At 63.9% G+C, this 15,089-nt stretch carries 16 protein-coding genes; 10 read left to right on the top strand and 6 right to left on the bottom strand.

The features are described from left to right. Positions 1 to 134: 134 nt before the first annotated feature. Entirely contained in the window at positions 135 to 272 is a 138-nt protein-coding gene (locus tag A5892_RS20470; RefSeq protein ID WP_190295668.1) for a hypothetical protein, read from the bottom strand. 824 nt (positions 273 to 1,096) lie between these two features. After that, positions 1,097 to 1,294, bottom strand: a complete 198-nt coding sequence (locus A5892_RS20215; RefSeq protein WP_150123513.1) for a hypothetical protein — start codon at positions 1,292 to 1,294, stop codon at positions 1,097 to 1,099. Between the two features lie 220 nt (positions 1,295 to 1,514). Between A5892_RS20215 and A5892_RS08290 the strand changes: the two genes are divergently transcribed. Beyond that, complete coding sequence (locus A5892_RS08290; RefSeq protein WP_064122410.1) at positions 1,515 to 2,180, top strand: nucleoside/nucleotide kinase family protein; 666 nt, start codon at positions 1,515 to 1,517, stop codon at positions 2,178 to 2,180. A gap of 4 nt (positions 2,181 to 2,184) precedes the next feature. Here the strand turns inward: A5892_RS08290 and A5892_RS08285 are convergent, their stop codons facing one another. Together A5892_RS08285 and A5892_RS08280 are read right to left on the bottom strand one after the other, a co-directional pair. Then, positions 2,185 to 3,390 (bottom strand): hypothetical protein, encoded by a 1,206-nt coding sequence (locus tag A5892_RS08285; protein ID WP_064122409.1) that lies wholly within the window; start codon positions 3,388 to 3,390, stop codon positions 2,185 to 2,187. Beyond that, the gene (locus A5892_RS08280; protein ID WP_150123512.1) at positions 3,387 to 4,136 is read right to left on the bottom strand and encodes a hypothetical protein; all 750 of its coding nucleotides are present in this window, start codon (positions 4,134 to 4,136) and stop codon (positions 3,387 to 3,389) included. The genes A5892_RS08285 and A5892_RS08280 overlap by 4 nt, the downstream gene beginning before the upstream one ends. Before the next feature lie 215 nt (positions 4,137 to 4,351). Here A5892_RS08280 and A5892_RS08275 point away from each other — a divergent pair, with 215 nt between their 5' ends. From A5892_RS08275 to A5892_RS08255, 5 genes are all read left to right on the top strand, one after another. Beyond that, a complete protein-coding gene (locus tag A5892_RS08275) occupies positions 4,352 to 5,053 on the top strand; it encodes a DUF2291 family protein (protein ID WP_064122407.1) in 702 nt (233 codons plus the stop codon). Continuing rightward, positions 5,050 to 6,627 carry a sugar ABC transporter ATP-binding protein gene (locus tag A5892_RS08270; RefSeq protein ID WP_064122406.1) on the top strand — a complete coding sequence of 526 codons (1,578 nt, stop codon included), beginning with the start codon at positions 5,050 to 5,052 and terminating at the stop codon, positions 6,625 to 6,627. The genes A5892_RS08275 and A5892_RS08270 overlap by 4 nt, the downstream gene beginning before the upstream one ends. After that, positions 6,624 to 7,697, top strand: a complete 1,074-nt coding sequence (locus A5892_RS08265) for an ABC transporter permease (protein ID WP_223302831.1) — start codon at positions 6,624 to 6,626, stop codon at positions 7,695 to 7,697. Before A5892_RS08270 ends, A5892_RS08265 begins: the two co-directional genes overlap by 4 nt. 46 nt (positions 7,698 to 7,743) lie before the next feature. Beyond that, positions 7,744 to 8,697: a D-ribose ABC transporter substrate-binding protein gene (locus tag A5892_RS08260; RefSeq protein WP_064122404.1), complete on the top strand. Its 954-nt coding sequence runs from the start codon at positions 7,744 to 7,746 to the stop codon at positions 8,695 to 8,697. 68 nt (positions 8,698 to 8,765) lie between these two features. After that, positions 8,766 to 9,890 carry a Gfo/Idh/MocA family protein gene (locus A5892_RS08255; protein ID WP_082890339.1) on the top strand — a complete coding sequence of 375 codons (1,125 nt, stop codon included), beginning with the start codon at positions 8,766 to 8,768 and terminating at the stop codon, positions 9,888 to 9,890. 19 nt (positions 9,891 to 9,909) lie between these two features. On the opposite strand, the gene nanR is transcribed toward A5892_RS08255, so the two are convergent. Further along, complete coding sequence (gene nanR / locus A5892_RS08250; RefSeq protein ID WP_064122403.1) at positions 9,910 to 10,617, bottom strand: transcriptional regulator NanR; 708 nt, start codon at positions 10,615 to 10,617, stop codon at positions 9,910 to 9,912. A gap of 582 nt (positions 10,618 to 11,199) precedes the next feature. Between nanR and A5892_RS08245 the strand changes: the two genes are divergently transcribed. The 4 genes from A5892_RS08245 (at position 11,200) to A5892_RS08230 (ending at position 14,623) form a co-directional block, all read left to right on the top strand. Beyond that, the gene (locus A5892_RS08245; protein WP_064122402.1) at positions 11,200 to 12,543 is read left to right on the top strand and encodes an MFS transporter; all 1,344 of its coding nucleotides are present in this window, start codon (positions 11,200 to 11,202) and stop codon (positions 12,541 to 12,543) included. Positions 12,544 to 12,594: 51 nt separating this feature from the next. Continuing rightward, on the top strand, positions 12,595 to 13,404 hold the full coding sequence (locus tag A5892_RS08240; protein WP_064122401.1) for a sugar phosphate isomerase/epimerase family protein: 810 nt from the start codon (positions 12,595 to 12,597) through the stop codon (positions 13,402 to 13,404). A 19-nt stretch (positions 13,405 to 13,423) separates the two neighbouring features. Continuing rightward, positions 13,424 to 14,296 (top strand): phosphogluconate dehydrogenase C-terminal domain-containing protein, encoded by an 873-nt coding sequence (locus A5892_RS08235; RefSeq protein ID WP_064122400.1) that lies wholly within the window; start codon positions 13,424 to 13,426, stop codon positions 14,294 to 14,296. 78 nt (positions 14,297 to 14,374) lie between these two features. Next, positions 14,375 to 14,623: a GlsB/YeaQ/YmgE family stress response membrane protein gene (locus A5892_RS08230; protein WP_064122399.1), complete on the top strand. Its 249-nt coding sequence runs from the start codon at positions 14,375 to 14,377 to the stop codon at positions 14,621 to 14,623. A gap of 110 nt (positions 14,624 to 14,733) precedes the next feature. Here A5892_RS08230 and A5892_RS08225 read toward each other — a convergent pair whose 3' ends face one another. Beyond that, complete coding sequence (locus tag A5892_RS08225; protein ID WP_064124383.1) at positions 14,734 to 15,042, bottom strand: ArsR/SmtB family transcription factor; 309 nt, start codon at positions 15,040 to 15,042, stop codon at positions 14,734 to 14,736. Positions 15,043 to 15,089 lie beyond the last annotated feature (47 nt).

Below are 15,089 nucleotides of genomic sequence, written 5' to 3'. Positions count from 1 at the left end.
AGCGCCGCGGCCTTTTCGTCGCTCCACGGGGGCGGGGATTTGCGGTCAAGAAAGACCAGACGCACCCGGATGGCATTGCTTGCCGATGAACGAGGCCCGATCAAGCCGCCCGCGCCCAGCGTCCAGAGCGGGCCTCAGCGCGAGGCGCCGCGCATCGACAGTACGATCTCGAGGACATCCTGGTGAGCGATGCCATACTCATCGATCAGCGCATTGAGGCGTTTCTCGAAACGTTGATCATTGGCGGCTGGCCCTTCAAGACTACGCAGCATTTCGCCCAATTGTGAATCCAGGGCCCATTTCTGCTTGATCGATAAGGTACTTTCTCGAGCCATAACATTCCTTCCAAATAATCAGACGCAAAGCGTCCCGAATTATAGAAATACGTCTCCAACGAACTCAGTGGAACCCGCACACCCATGCTGATGAGTGCGCAATACAAATACAGCGCCAACGGGCAATCGCGTCTAAGCGTCCCTTTCAAACCCGTTCGCCCAGATTGGCACGTGATTCGATGAGCTTGTCCGCATCCGGAAGATTCGAAGGCGATGCAATCGATGCATCGCAGGTTGGCGCGATACATGGTTCGACTGCCCTCGTTCCTCGGGCGCTCACTATGAGCGGGATCATCGACTGCCCCTGCGCTCAGGGCGCCTACCATGAGCGGAGGTTATCGACTGCGCTGGGCTCTCTTCCACCCGAGCTTCCACCCGAGCCTGCGAGCGACATGCGCGAAGGATCGAAGTGACGGCTCGTTTCCCCGACAGGCACGGGTGCGCGCGATGGACTGGATTGGAATGCGAAGAGCCATTGAACCGCGCTTCATTCAGTCCCGATGGAGTTCGAAAGAAGCAACGAGGCTCTGCCCGATGATGAACCGATCACCAAAGACAATATCGGGCTTGCATCACCAGACTTGAAAAATATAGCACCTGGACCCGACCGGGCCATGTCCCAAAGTCACTTTTTTAGCTCAACGGCGGCACTTTTCGAACCTGCGGCGATTACATTCCCGCCTCTTCTTACATCGGCGGCAGGAGAGGAAAACAACAGGGGGCAACGACATCGAGTTGATCCATTCGATCGACCGCCCGGTCTAACTCTGACGCTCCGCCATGAACCATTCGACGATGGTAGAGGCAGCAATGCCATATTCATTCATCAACGCATGCAGACGGGATTCGAACTCTTCTTCACGCTTGGATGGCGATTTCTTTTCATCCAGTTCGCGAAGCATCTGCCCGAACTGTTCTTCCAGTGACCATTTTTCTTTGACTGACAGGAATTTCGACACGAGAAGCTAACCTCGGACCGCGTTGCCGACACTTTGGTTTATGGTGGCAAGACGACTAAGTATCAAGGGGGGAGGCGTCATATGTTAGCACAGCTTCCCGGCCACGCCTCAAACATCGCAAGTGAATTCGTTTCCGCCACCGCGTGGGTGCTCGGAGATCGAGACGCATTCGGCTAGGGTATATTGCCTGACCCAAACCGTCACCATAAGGAAGATCCAAGTGCTCGATCATCACGCCGGCCAGCACGCTCAGCCACCCGCCCCTGCACTACCCGCAGCCCTGATCGAGCGCGCCGCCGCCCTTTGCACCCCCGGGCAACGGCGACTGCTCGGCATCTGCGGCGCTCCTGGAGCGGGCAAGTCGACCTTCGCCGAAGCGCTTCTCGCCGCCCTGGGAGACCGCGCGGCCATCGTGCCGATGGACGGCTTTCATCTCTCCAACCGCCAGCTCTCGAGGCTCGGTCGCATGGCGCGCAAGGGCGCACCGGACACCTTCGACATCGACGGCTATCTGGCTTTGCTCCAACGCCTGCGTCATCAGCGCACCGATGAGGTGGTCTACGCGCCCGCCTTCGAACGCGAAATCGAAGAGCCAGTGGCCGGCGCGATCGCGGTGCAGCCCGAGGTCGAACTGGTGATCACCGAGGGCAACTACCTGCTGCTCGAGCAGCCGGGCTGGAACCGCGTAGCGACGATGCTCGACCAGAGCTGGTTCCTCGACGTCGACGACAGCCTGCGTCGCGAGCGGCTCGAAGGCCGGCATCGACGCTTTGGCCGATCGCCCGAAGCCGCGCGGGATTGGATCGAACATACCGACGAACCCAATGCGCGCCTGATCGCAGCCAGCCGCGGCCGGGCCGGGTTGATCGTCGGCTGGGGTGACTGAATCGCTACGCCGGCCCGGTTCGGTCGACCAGAGCGACATCCAGGCGCACCGAAGCGAAAGGAGACAGCGCGATCGTGGAGGCCTCCTGCCAACTGCCGTACTCCAATGAAGCGAAATCGGCGCAGAGCCTCTCGACGCTGGACAGATCGAGCGCGGCGCCTCGCTCCACCCGCGCCCCGGCTAGCTCGACCTTGAGCGGTTCGCTCGATAGGTTGGCAAGCCACAGTTCCCCCTTTGCCGAGGGCTCGCACCAGCCGACCGCGGCAAGCCTGGTCCCGCCGGCGTGCCCGATCTCCAGCGCCGTTCGTCGGCTGCCACGCAGGATTCCCTCGATCACCAGGTAGAGCGGATAGGGATGAGACTGCGTCGCGGGCGCAAAGGGCGCGCCCAGCGATGCCAGGCTCAGGGCATCGACGCCACCGACCCGGCTGATCTCGGCAAGATAGCCAAGCGCCCAGGCGGCGGCGAAGAGACCGCGCTGGCGAGGATCGCGCTCGCTCAGGGTGACCCTTTGCAGGCCATCATTAGGTGTCAGCCGCCGGCCATAGGGATTGGTCCAGGCGCCGATCGCGCTGGTGGTGATCCTATAAGGCTTGCCAGGCGCCAACGCCCGGCATGAACGAACGATATGGGCAAGGCTCTCGAGACTTTCCATCACCGACCGATCATCCGCCGCGTGGATGATCGGCGAGGTGGCGTGGGTGATGAAATCGATCGCCTGGGGATCGGGCCGGCAGCGGTTGAGTTCAGTGAAGTAGGTCGGCGTACCGCCGCCCAGCGCCAGGTCGGGAAAGCGCCTTCGACCGAGCGCCAGGAGTTCGGCGGGCGAAGGCCCGCTCGGCCAGACGGCATCGGGCTGGTAGCTCTTGAGATAGGCCGCCGGGGTGAGCAGCAGACCCGCGACCGGGCTGCCATCGAGCCTTGCCGCCAACCTCTCGAGCGCGGCTTCGGGCCGGTCGTCGGGCAGCACCAGATAGAGCCAGGCCTGGGCTTCGATCTTGGCGCAAAGCGCCATCGCGGCGTCCAGGCGAGCCTCCCAACCAGCACTGCGCGCATCGGCCAGCAGGTCGAGATGGGCGGGACGCAGCAGCTGGCCCAGCCGGGTGGCGAAAGCGGCATCGAACGTCTCGAGCCATAGCCCGCAGCCGAGCGAGGGCAGCATCCTGCCCTGATCCGCCGCGCGCAAGTCGACCCGCAGCACAGCGCTCATCGCCCGCTGCTCCGCTCGATGATCTCGATCGTCAGCCGCTGCTCGATTCGATCACCGGCCTCGATCGCATAAGGGGTCGGCCAGGCCAACGGCCGATTGTAGGTCTTGAACGAAGCGTCCGACCAGTTGCGCTGATCCTCCATCTCGAACACGTCGCCTTCGAAATGCAGCCTCAGTTCGATGTCTTCGGCCGGCGCATGGCGCAGCGTACGAATGGAGAAAAAAGGCTGGCAGGGGCTGATCAGCTCTGGAAACCGGCTTTCGCTCACCGTGCCGTCGGCATGGGTCACGCTGACCGGTGCCCCGACCACCCCTTGCAACGGATGCAGTACGGTGATCCCCGCCCGGCAGGTGGAAATGCGTCGCCGGGCATCGAGCACCGCCTCGACCACCACGCTTTGGGCTTCTACCCGCACGCTGAAACGGCTATCGAGCAAGGCCGAACCATCCAGATGATCCTCGATGCGACAAAAGTGCTCGATTTCCCACCCCTTCGATCCGTGCCGAAGCTTCGAATCGACCACCTTTGGCGCGTAGCTGCCCCAGTCTTCGTCACGAACCACCAGCGAGACCGCGCGAACCAGCTCGTGCCCGTCCCAGCTCAGCGCGCGAATCGCCTCGCCGTACCAATCGAATCCCAACCGGCCAAGAACCACCCGGCGCGGCAGTGCCGGCGGCTGCCCGGTACCGTACAGCCACTGCAAGGCACTCTTTCTTCGTTCCCGCGTTCCTCTTTCACGCGCCATGGCACCTCCTCGTCACGATCCGACGGCGAGCGCGGCATCCTCTCCAATGATTGGGACTTCGATGGGGAACCGAGCACTGCGAGGGAGAATGTCGAGCAGGCAAACGACGAGCAATCACACCTTAGGATGATCGACCATTGGTATGATGACATCATCTCGATCAGTGCGCTTTGATCAGTCATCAAACATCCGATCATCATCCTGCGGAGAACACGATGGCGACCTATCGATGGCGACTCCCCTTCCCCATCCTGCCCATCACGCTCGTGGCGCTGTCGCTCGCACTGCTCGAATTGACCCGCGGGCCGTTGGTCACCCTGCGTCCGGTCGATCCCGATAGCGGCCGGGTGATACGCGATACCGAGGCCAACAGCGCAGGCCTCGACCAGAAGTTCGCGGTCGGCAGTTTCGACCCCGCGACCTACGTCGATAACCAGTGGAGCACGCAGGTACTCCCCACACTCGAGCGCGCCAAGCTCGACGCAGCCACCCTGTTCGCAGCCCTTGCCGAGGACCCGGACGGCGCTCGCCAGCGATATGGCCAGCCCAGCGGCACGCCGCGCTATGCGATCGAAGGCAGCGCCCGTGTGGTCGAGGTGCGCACCGATACGCCGATGGGCGTGGTCGTGCTCGAGCTCGATGGCGTCGACACCCCGGCCCAGCTGTTCGCCGGTCCGCTGGTGGTCGATACCTCGCTGCGCGACGCGATGGAGGGCATGGGGCTCGACAGCTTCACCAACCAGATGCAGTTCGCCGACGTCGCCCAGGCCCTCAACCAGCGCGCCCTCGCCCAGGCCTATGCCGACCATCCAGCCAGCACGCTGGAGGGCCAGCGGGTGCGCTTCCTCGGCGTCTTCGACTTGAGGCCGAGCGGGCCCCAGCGGATCGTGCCGGTAAGCCTGAAGGTGGCGCCATGACGGCCCCGGCCGAAAGGTGTCGGGACGATGCCCCCAGGATCGTGCTCAGCGCCCGTGCGATCCGCAAGGCCTATCCGGGCACCGTTGCGCTCAAGGGCGTCGACTTCGACATCCACCATGCCAAGGTCAACGTGCTGATCGGCGAGAACGGTGCGGGAAAATCGACGCTGATGAAGATCCTCGCCGGTATCGAGCAGCCGACTTCCGGAACGCTCCACTACCGCGGCGAGGCGCTGCATCTCACCCATCCCCGAGAAGCGATCAAGCGTGGCATCGGCATCGTCCATCAGGAGCTGAACCTCTGCGCCAACCTCAACGTCGCCGAGAACATGTTCATCGGCAAGGAGCTAAAAGGCCCCGGCGGCACCGTTCGTCTCGCCCGGCAGCGCCGTATCGCCACCGATGTGCTGGCACGGATGGGCCAGCGGATCGACGTCGATGCGCTGGTCCAGGAACTCAGCATCGGCGAGCGCCAGATCGTCGAGATCGCTAAGGTGCTGGTCTCCGAGGTCGACATTCTGATCCTCGACGAACCGACCTCGTCACTCAGCAAGGCGGAAGTCGGGGTGCTGTTCTCGCTGATCGAGGAGCTCAAGCGCCAAGGCGTCTCGATCGTCTACATCTCGCACCGGCTCGAGGAGCTGATCGAGATCGGCGATACCTTCACCGTGCTGCGTGACGGCAACCTGGCCGGTACGGGTGTGGCGGGCGAGGTGACGGTCGACTGGCTGGTGACACGCATGATCGGTGCGCAGATGGAGGGACCGCTGCGCGACGGGCGCGCCGCCGCCACTTTCGCTGACCGCCCGGTGGCACTGCGGGTCGAAGGCCTCGAAGCGAGCGGGGTCAATGGCGGTCTGGCGCTGAAACAGCTCTCGTTCAGTATCAAGCGCGGCGAGATCGTCGGCTTCTACGGACTGATGGGAGCGGGGCGAACCGAGCTGTTCGAGACTTTGATCGGCCTACGCCGCGCGCTGGCGGGCACGATCGAGATCGAGGGCCGAAGGCTCCCCCTCGACGGCACCATCGCCGAACGGATCCGGGCGGGCATTGCGCTGGTCCCGGAGGATCGCCAGAAGCTGGGCCTGGTACCCAATCGCTCGGTCGCCGACAACCTGCTGCTGGCCAATCTCGAGCGCTACGCAGGCATCACAGGGCTGCGTTCGGGCAGGATGCGCCGCGACGTATCGCGCTGCATCGATGAGCTGATGATCAAGGTATCCGATCCCGAAGTGCTGGTCTCGACCCTTTCCGGCGGTAACCAGCAAAAGGCGGTGCTGGGCAAGAACTTGCTCACCGAGCCCAAGATACTGCTGCTCGACGAGCCGACCCGAGGGATCGACATCAAGGCTCGGCGGGAGCTGTTCGAGGTGATCGACCGCCTCGCCGAAAGGGGGCTTACGATTCTTTACGCCTCGTCCGATCTGGGAGAGATCATCAGCGGTGCCGATCGCGTACTGGTCATGAGCCAGGGCCGAATCACCGCCGACCTGCAACGCGAAGAACTCACCGAAGCCCGGCTGGTGGCCAGCTCGCAAGTCCAACGACGAGACACGCGCAAGGAGAGTGCATGATGACGGATTCGATCGGTACCACGCCACGCGCCGGTGCCAGCCCTTCGTTCAAGTCGCTGCCGCTGCTGCTGCTGCGCCTGCGGGCCTACCTCGCGCTGATCTTCCTGGTCGTGCTGTTCTCGCTGGTGGCGCCGTCGTTCCTCTCCTCGCGCAACCTGGTGATCGTCGCCGAGCAGGTCGCGGTGTTCGCCATCCTCGGTATCGGCATGACCTTCGTGATCCTCGCCTCGGGCATCGATCTTTCGGTCGGTTCGATCGCCGGGCTCTCAGCGATGATCACCGGCTACCTGATCAGTGAAGGGCTACGGCTGCCGTTCGTCGATGTCGCTGTGTTCGCCCACGTGGTGCTGGTCTGCGCCGCCGCCCTGGCGATAGGCACCCTGGTCGGCATGATCAATGGCTGGTTCATCACCCGGCTGCGGGTCACGCCCTTCATCATGACCCTGGGCATGCTCTACGTCGCCAGGGGCGCGGCGCAGCTGGTCTCCGACGGCGCCACCTATGGCGACCTGAGCGGCCAGGCCGCGCTCAACAACGAAGGCTTCCTGCTGCTCGGCACCGGCCGGCTGCTGTCGGTGCCGATCCCGATCTGGTTGATGGTCGCGCTGGCACTGGTCGCGATCTACGTCACCCGGCGCACCGTATTCGGCCGCCAGGTCTTCGCCGTCGGCGGCAACGAGCGCGCGGCCGAGCTCTCCGGTGTACGGGTCAACCGGATCAAGATCGGCACCTACGCGATCTCAGGCTTCTGCGCCGCGCTCGCCGGTCTGATCATCGCCTCCCGCCTCGGCGCCGCCAATCCGGCCATCGCCACCTCCTATGAACTCAATGCCATCGCCGTCGTAGTGCTTGGCGGGGCATCACTGTTCGGCGGCGTCGGCACCATCGGCGGCACCTTGGTCGGCGCCTTCGTGCTCGGTGTGCTGAGCAACGGCATGGTGCTGGTCGGAATCTCGGACTTCTGGCAGACGGTGATCACCGGCGCGGTGATCGTGCTGGCGGTGGTGGTCGACCAGCTGCAGCGCCGGGTGGAGAAATCGATGTCGGAACGCCGAGCCAGGCAAGACTAGCCGCCCGCCGCCCACCATTCGTTCGGTCATCCAAGGAGCGACAACCATGCATCGCCAATCGTTGATCAGTCTCACCCTCGCCGCGGCGATGGGATTCGCAGGCCAAGCCGCCGCCGATTTCTCTCCCGCGGACCACCTGATCACTGTGATCACGCCACCGCCGAGCAATGCCTTCTACAAGGCGGAAGCCGACGCGGCGCGCGCCAAGGCCACCGAGCTCGGTTACCGGGTCAAGACGCTCGACCATCAGGATGACCCGGATGTCCAGCTGCGTCTGATACAGACCGCTTTGGGCGAAGGCAGCAGCGCGATCATCCTCGACAATGCCGGCTCGGATGCCTCGGTAGCAGCGGTGAGACGAGCCAAGGATGCGAACGTCCCGGTCTTTTTGATCGACCGTGAAGTCAACGCCAACGGTGTCGCCACTGCGCAGATCGTCTCGAACAACTCCCAGTGCGCTACATCGGTGGCGGAGTTCTTCGCCGAACAGGTCGGCTACCAGGGCAACTACGTCGAGCTGCTCGGACGCACCTCCGATACCAACGCCCACGTCCGCTCGGAAGGCTTCCACCGCGTGCTGGACCAGATCCCTACCATGACCATGGTCGCCCAGCAGTCCGCCAACTGGGACCAGACCCAGGGCTACAACGTGATGCAGTCGATCCTGCAGGGCAATCCGGACATCGTCGGTGTACTCGCCGGCAACGACACCATGGCGCTGGGTGCGGCGGCCGCGCTGCGCAACGCAGGGGCCAACGATGTGATCGTCGTCGGTATCGATGGCAACCCGGACGTGATCCGCCAGATCGCGAACGATGGCACGATCAAGGCGACCGGCCTGCAACAGGCGACGAGAATGGCGGAAATGGCGGTCGAGCAGACCGATGCCTACTTGCGCAGCGGCACCACGCAGCTCCCGGAGAAACAGTCGGTCGACTGCGTGCTGGTCAGCAAGGAAAACGTCGAGGATGTCCTGCCCGGCGGATTCGGCATGCGTTGAGCATCGACGCCATCCAAGACCCGCGGCGCTCGATCCAAGCCATGACCGGGTAGGACGAGGAGAGAAAGATGACCCAGATCAGAACCTTGCGCGGCGTACTGCGCACCCCGCGCGACATCGATGATGAAGCGCAAAGCGCGCGGTCTCGGGCGCCGCTGCGCGGCGCGCTGCTCGGCTGCGGTTTCTTCGCCGAGAACCAGCTGCATGCCTGGCGCGAGCTGGAGGGCGTCGAGATCGTCGCACTGTGCGACCTCGATGCCGGGCGTCTGGAGCGCTTCGCCGCCTCGTTCTCGTTTTCGCCCAGCGCCTGCTATACCGAAGCCGAGCGGCTGTTCGAGGAGGTCGGGCTCGACTTCGTCGATATCGCAGCGCCGACCAGCGCGCATCGCTCACTGATCACCCTCGCCTGCGCCCATCGCGTGCCGGTCATCTGCCAGAAGCCTTTCGCCACCGATCTGCACGACGCCCGGATGATGATCGAGGCCTGTACGCGGGCCGGCGTCTCGCTCACCGTGCACGAGAACTTCCGCTGGCAGGCGGCCGTGCGCGAGACCATCGACGCGCTGCGCGACGGTGCGATCGGCGAGCCTTTCTTCTCCCGGATCAGCTATCGCAGCGGCTTCGACGTCTTCCGCGCTCAACCCTACCTGGCAAGCACCAAGCGTTTCATCATCGCCGACCTGGGCATCCACCTGCTCGACATCGCCCGCGCCCTATTCGGCGAGGTCGAGCGGCTGGGCTGCCAGACGCGAAGAGTCTCTGCGGATATCGAGGGTGAGGACGTGGCGACGATGATGCTGGCCCATGCCAGCGGCGTGACCTCGATCGTCGACTGCAGCTACGCGACCCGGCAGAGCGAGGATCCCTTTCCCCAGACGCTGATCGAGATCGATGGCGAACGGGGCTCAATACGGCTGCTCGCAGGCTTTCGCCTGCAGATCGATCGGTTGCGCGACGGCCGGATCGAACGAACCGAACGCCTCGTCGCGCCCAGCGCGCCGAGCTGGAGCACGCCCCCCTGGACGCCGATTCAACAGAGCGTGGTGCGCTTCCAGGCGGACTGGCTGGCGAAGCTAAAGACCGATGATCTGCCCGAAACCCACGGCATCGACAATTTCCACACCCTGGCGCTGGTCGAAGCCGCCTATCAGGCGGCCGAGGAGCGCAGGATCGTGATTCCCCAACGCTGGTAGCGTAGAAGCCCTGCGCCCCTCAGCCGCCGCCAACGGCGGTGAGATGATCGCGCATCGCGCGTACGGCACCTTCGGCGTCGCCCTGCTCGACCCGTTCGAAGATCCGCTCGTGTTCGGCGATCGATACCTCGGTGCCCTTGAAGCGCAGCATGTCGCGGCGGTAATCCGCCATCCACTCGAGGATCGCCTTCGCCACCGCTAGATAGATAGGGTTGCCGCTGATTCGCGCGATCTCGAGGTGAAAGGCCATATCGGCGGGAATGAACTCGGTGCGCGGCGCATCGCTCAGCGTACGCATCCGCTCGAGTGCCGCCCTAAGCCGCTCGAGCGCATCCGCATCGGCACGTTCGGCGACGATCCGCACCAGGCCGGTTTCGAAGAACACCCTGGCTTCACGCAGGTGGTCGACACTCTCCGCCGAGGTCGAAAGCAGATGACGAGCGCTCACATCGAGCTGCTGGATCAGTGCGTGCATATCGAGCTGACGCACCTTCGCCCGCTCGCCGTGCTGGATCGAGATCATGCCCATGCCCTCGAGGCGCTGCAGCGCTTCGCGAACCACCGGACGACCGACGCCAAAGGTTTCCATCAGTTCGCGCTCGGTGGGCAACGGGTCGCCCGGCGCATAGCCCTCCTCCCGGATCAGCTCGATCAACTGCTCGAAGACGATCTCGGACAGCTTTCGCCTCGCGACCGGGCGCTTCTTCAGCGGTTTCAGCGGCGGCATTCAGCATTGCACTCCTCTAGCGAGAATCGACTTGCGCTCATCGCTCGCAGCGCCGGGGAAACCACGCGGGCGGCGATCGATTCATCCTACACCGGCCCCGCGTCAGGCCACGAATGGCCAGTCAGCCAAAGGCTGAAACCTTAGGATATTCGACCATTGGTATGATGACATCATCACGCTCAATGCGTTTTCATGGTCCTGAAGGCAGCGCCTGGGCATCAAACCCAAGGTCAGCGTCCGATCATATGATCGAGTCGTGACACTATTCGCACTTTATTCCACCGAAAAGCGCCCTGCGCGACACGGGGAATGGCCTCGTCTAAAAAACACGGCAATAACTTGATTTTGATCGTTATTTAAAAAACCAACGCGCCTGCGTCGCCGCGCAGAAACCAACACTAAAGTTGTATATGGCTCCGCGCCAAGCGGATGGATACTCACAATCAGACCAATCATATGATCACATGTCGATCATATAATCATGCATTGGCTCTTTAGAGATCGGTCGTCGGTGCCGGATGGGCGCCGAGTCGAATGTCTCCACCCGCCAAGGCAGCAAGACGGGCTGCCGCAGGAGTCACCGTGAACCACCATCGGCTGCAATCGGAGGTCGAGAAATCGGCGATCCGCAAGGTCTCGATCAGGCTGGTGCCGTTCGTCGCCTTGATGTTCTTCATCAACTTCCTCGATCGCACAGCGATCTCCTTCGCCGGCCCCAACGGGATGAACCAGGACCTCGGCCTCACCGCCGCGCAGTTCGGGCTCGCCTCGGGCATCTTCTTCATCGGCTACATCCTGCTAGAGGTGCCGAGCAACCTCGCGCTGCATAAGTTCGGCGCCCGCAAATGGCTGGCGCGGATCATGGTCAGCTGGGGGATCGTCTCGCTGCTGTTCACCTGGGTCCAGAGCGTCGAGGGTCTCTACGTCCTGCGCCTGGCGCTTGGCATCGCCGAGGCGGGCTTCTTCCCGGGCGCGATCCTGTTCCTGAGCATGTGGGTGCCGTCGCGCTACCGCGCCAAGGTGCTCGGCCTTTTCTATCTCGCCCAGCCGCTGACCACGGTGATCGGCGCACCGCTCGCCGCCGCGCTGATCGAGCAGCACGGCCTGTTTGGCCTCGAAGGCTGGCGGGTGATGTTCCTCGGCGTCTCCCTCCCGGCGATCGTGATCGGGATCGTTGCCTGGTTCTACCTCGTCGACCGCCCGATGGACGCCCGCTGGCTGACCGAGGAGGAGCGCCGCTGGCTGAGCGACGAACTCGAGCGCGAGCACGTGGAGAAAAGCAGCGGAGCACACCATCCCAGCGTACGTACGGTGATGTTCAACGGCCGGGTGTGGGTGCTGTGCCTGATCTACTTCGGCTTCATCTACGGCCTCTATGCGCTGGCGTTCTTCCTGCCGAGCATCATCGCCGGGTTCCAGGCCCAGTTCGGCACCACCTTCAACGTGATCGAGAAAGGGCTGATCACCGCGATCCCCTACCTGCCGGCGGCGGTGGTGCTCTACTTCTGGTCACGCGACGCCAGCCGGCGCGGACTTCGCAGCTGGCACATCACCCTGCCGGCACTCGCCGGAGCGGTGAGCGTGCCGATGGCGCTGTACATGAGCTCGGCCTTCTCCACGGTGCTGGTGCTGACCGTGACCGCCTGCGCGATCTTCTCCGCGCTGCCGACGTTCTGGACGCTGCCGACGCGCTTTCTGACCGGCGCCTCGGCGGCGGCCGGCGTAGCGCTGATCAACACCATCGGCAACCTCGCGGGCTTCAGCGCCGGCTACCTGACCGGAGCGCTGCACGATCTGAGCGGCGGCTACACCGTCCCGATGTTCGTGGTCGGCGGTTTCATGCTGCTCTCCGCCGTGCTGATGCAGCTGCTCGACGGCGCGGACAAGCGCGCGCTCCGCGATACCCGGACCGCCTCCAATGCCTGACCACCCAATGCCGCACCGGGCGGCGCAACGGCCACAGCAGGAGACAGCGACATGGCGATCGGCCTGAGCACCTATGCCTTTTTCTGGCGCGCATCATCACGCGTCAGTAAGCCACTGAGCATCGAGGCGATGCTCGAGGAGTGCGCCGAGCTGGGCGCCGGCGTGTTCCAGATCTGTGATCACCCCGCGGTGGAGACGCTATCGTCCCAACGTCTCGAGAAACTGCGCCTGCGCGCCGAGGAGCTCGACGTCGAGCTCGAGCTAGGCACCAGGGGGATCGGCCGTGCCCCGCTGGATCGCTACCTGGATCTCGCCGAGCCCCTTGGCGTAAGCCTGCTGCGCAGCATGCTCTACAGCGCGGACCACCGCCCCACCACGCTCGAGGCCCGAAAGCTGCTCAGCGAGGCAGTGCCGCGCTTCGAGGCCCGAGGGGTGAGGCTTGCGCTCGAGACCTATGAACAGGTGCCCAGCGCTGTGCTGGTCGAGCTGGTCGAGCGGATCGACAGCCCCTTCCTTGGCATCTGTCTCGATCCCGGCAACTGCGTTGCCGCGCTGGAGCGACCCGTCGATGTGATCGATGCCTGTGCCGCGAGGGTCTTCAACCTGCACGTCAAGGATTTCGCCTTCTCTCGCCGTGACGGCTGGGTTGGCTTCACCTTCGCTGGCTGCCCGCTCGGCGAGGGGCTGCTGGATTACGCCTACCTGCATCAACGGATACGTCCACAAGCCCGCGGGATCAACCAGATCGTAGAGCATTGGCTGCCCTGGCAGACGGACGAGGCGACCACCTGCCGTCTCGAGGCCGAATGGACCCGCCATTGTCTCGATTACCTCAAGACCTACCCCAGTGTTGCTCACTAACGCTCCAAGGAGCCCGATGATGACTCTCCAGACCCAATCCATAGCATTGATCGGCGCCGGCGGCAAAATGGGAATGCGGATCTCCGCCAACCTGCAGCGCAGCTCGTTCGACGTCCGCTACTGCGAAAACTCTCCATCCGCACAGGCGCAGGTGACCGCGGCGGGCCGTGAGCTCTGCGACAGCGATGCGGCGGTGCCAGACGCCGACGTGGTGATTCTCGCAGTCCCGGACATCGCCCTCGGCGCGGTCTCGGGCGCGGTCGTACCAATGATGAAAAGCGGTGCGGTGCTGCTGACTCTCGACCCGGCAGCGGCCTACGCCAACCTGCTGGCCAAGCGCGAGGACATCCACTACGCCGTCGCCCACCCGTGCCATCCTTCGGTATTCCTCGAGCGCTACACCAAGGAGGAGCATGCCGATGCGTTCGGCGGTGTCGCCGCGCCCCAGCACGTGGCCGCAGCGTTCGAACGCGGCAGCGACGCCCAGCGTGCCGCGCTGACCGAGGTCATCCGGGTGATGTATGCGCCGGTCGAGCAGGTTCACTGGGTGACGGTCACTCAGCTCGCCTACCTCGAACCGACCCTGGTCGAGACCGTGGCCTGCATGGTCGGCACCTTCATGAAGGAAGCGCTCGACGAAACGGTCAAGGCAGTCGGCGTACCCCGTGAAGCCGCCGAGGCGATGCTCTACGGACACATCCAGATCGCCCTGGCGGTCGCCTTCCGCAGCACCAACCCGTTCTCCGACGCCTGCATGATCGCGATCGACTACGGCAAGGAGACGATCATCAAGCCCGACTGGAAGAAGATCTTCGACCAGCGCGAGCTGGACAAGGTGATCGCCCGGATGCTGAAAGTGGACAAAATCGAGCGGCCCACCGAGACGGTCTGAGCACGATCCGGCACGATTCCTTTCCCTTGGTTGAAAAGCTACTACAATCAACACGTTCTCTAGACTAAGGAGGGTGCAATGGGAATCATCTCGTGGATCGTGTTCGGCCTCATCGCAGGCATCGTCGCTAAGTTCCTGATGCCGGGCAGGGACGGTGGAGGCTTCATCCTGACCATCGTGCTCGGTATCGTCGGCGCAGTAGTGGGCGGCTGGATCAGCACCGCGCTCGGCTACGGCACCGTCGACGGCTTCAACCTCGGCAGTTTCGCGGTCGCGGTGATCGGTGCCCTGGTGGTGCTGTTCATCTATCGCAAGATCGCCAAGTAGCCCCATCGGGCCGTCACGATGCAAAGCGCATCGTGCGGATCGCAACCGGATGCCCCGTCTCGAGAGAGGCGGGGCATCGCGTTTTCGGGCTCAGTGGTTCGGCGGCATGGTCAATCGGAGAGGGGCTGACGCAGGATGGCGTCGAGCAGGCCGGGGAAGCGCGCGTCGAGATCGGCTCGGCGCAGGCTGTTCATATGGGTGGTGCCGGCGTGGCGGGTATGCACCAGGCCCGCTTCGCGAAGGACACGAAAATGATGGGACATGCTCGATTTCGGCCGGCCACCGTCCAGCTCACCACAGGTGGCCTCCCCGACTCGGGCGAGATGGCGCACGATGCCGAGGCGCACCGGATCGCTCAAGGCATGGAGTAGGCGCTCGAGACTGAAGTCCTGGCTGGGCGGGTGCTTGAAAGGTCGCATGAACGCCATGATACACGAGCTTTGCGTGCGAACTTCAGTACGACTAT

Source organism: Halotalea alkalilenta (genome assembly GCF_001648175.1).
Taxonomy (GTDB): domain Bacteria; phylum Pseudomonadota; class Gammaproteobacteria; order Pseudomonadales; family Halomonadaceae; genus Halotalea; species Halotalea alkalilenta_A.
This window is presented reverse-complemented; position numbering and strand designations above follow the sequence as displayed.

Excerpts from the sequence above, each read along its gene's own strand:
- A5892_RS08280 (WP_150123512.1), bottom strand. The coding sequence starts at position 4,136 with ATGGCGCGTGAAAGAGGAACGCGGGAACGAAGAAAGAGTGCCTTGCAG.
- A5892_RS08230 (WP_064122399.1), top strand. The coding sequence starts at position 14,375 with ATGGGAATCATCTCGTGGATCGTGTTCGGCCTCATCGCAGGCATCGTC.
- A5892_RS08275 (WP_064122407.1), top strand. The coding sequence starts at position 4,352 with ATGGCGACCTATCGATGGCGACTCCCCTTCCCCATCCTGCCCATCACG.
- A5892_RS08225 (WP_064124383.1), bottom strand. The coding sequence starts at position 15,042 with ATGCGACCTTTCAAGCACCCGCCCAGCCAGGACTTCAGTCTCGAGCGC.
- A5892_RS20470 (WP_190295668.1), bottom strand. The coding sequence starts at position 272 with ATGCTGCGTAGTCTTGAAGGGCCAGCCGCCAATGATCAACGTTTCGAG.
- A5892_RS08255 (WP_082890339.1), top strand. The coding sequence starts at position 8,766 with ATGACCCAGATCAGAACCTTGCGCGGCGTACTGCGCACCCCGCGCGAC.
- A5892_RS08265 (WP_223302831.1), top strand. The coding sequence starts at position 6,624 with ATGATGACGGATTCGATCGGTACCACGCCACGCGCCGGTGCCAGCCCT.
- nanR (WP_064122403.1), bottom strand. The coding sequence starts at position 10,617 with ATGCCGCCGCTGAAACCGCTGAAGAAGCGCCCGGTCGCGAGGCGAAAG.
- A5892_RS08260 (WP_064122404.1), top strand. The coding sequence starts at position 7,744 with ATGCATCGCCAATCGTTGATCAGTCTCACCCTCGCCGCGGCGATGGGA.
- A5892_RS08285 (WP_064122409.1), bottom strand. The coding sequence starts at position 3,390 with ATGAGCGCTGTGCTGCGGGTCGACTTGCGCGCGGCGGATCAGGGCAGG.
- A5892_RS08270 (WP_064122406.1), top strand. The coding sequence starts at position 5,050 with ATGACGGCCCCGGCCGAAAGGTGTCGGGACGATGCCCCCAGGATCGTG.
- A5892_RS08235 (WP_064122400.1), top strand. The coding sequence starts at position 13,424 with ATGACTCTCCAGACCCAATCCATAGCATTGATCGGCGCCGGCGGCAAA.
- A5892_RS08240 (WP_064122401.1), top strand. The coding sequence starts at position 12,595 with ATGGCGATCGGCCTGAGCACCTATGCCTTTTTCTGGCGCGCATCATCA.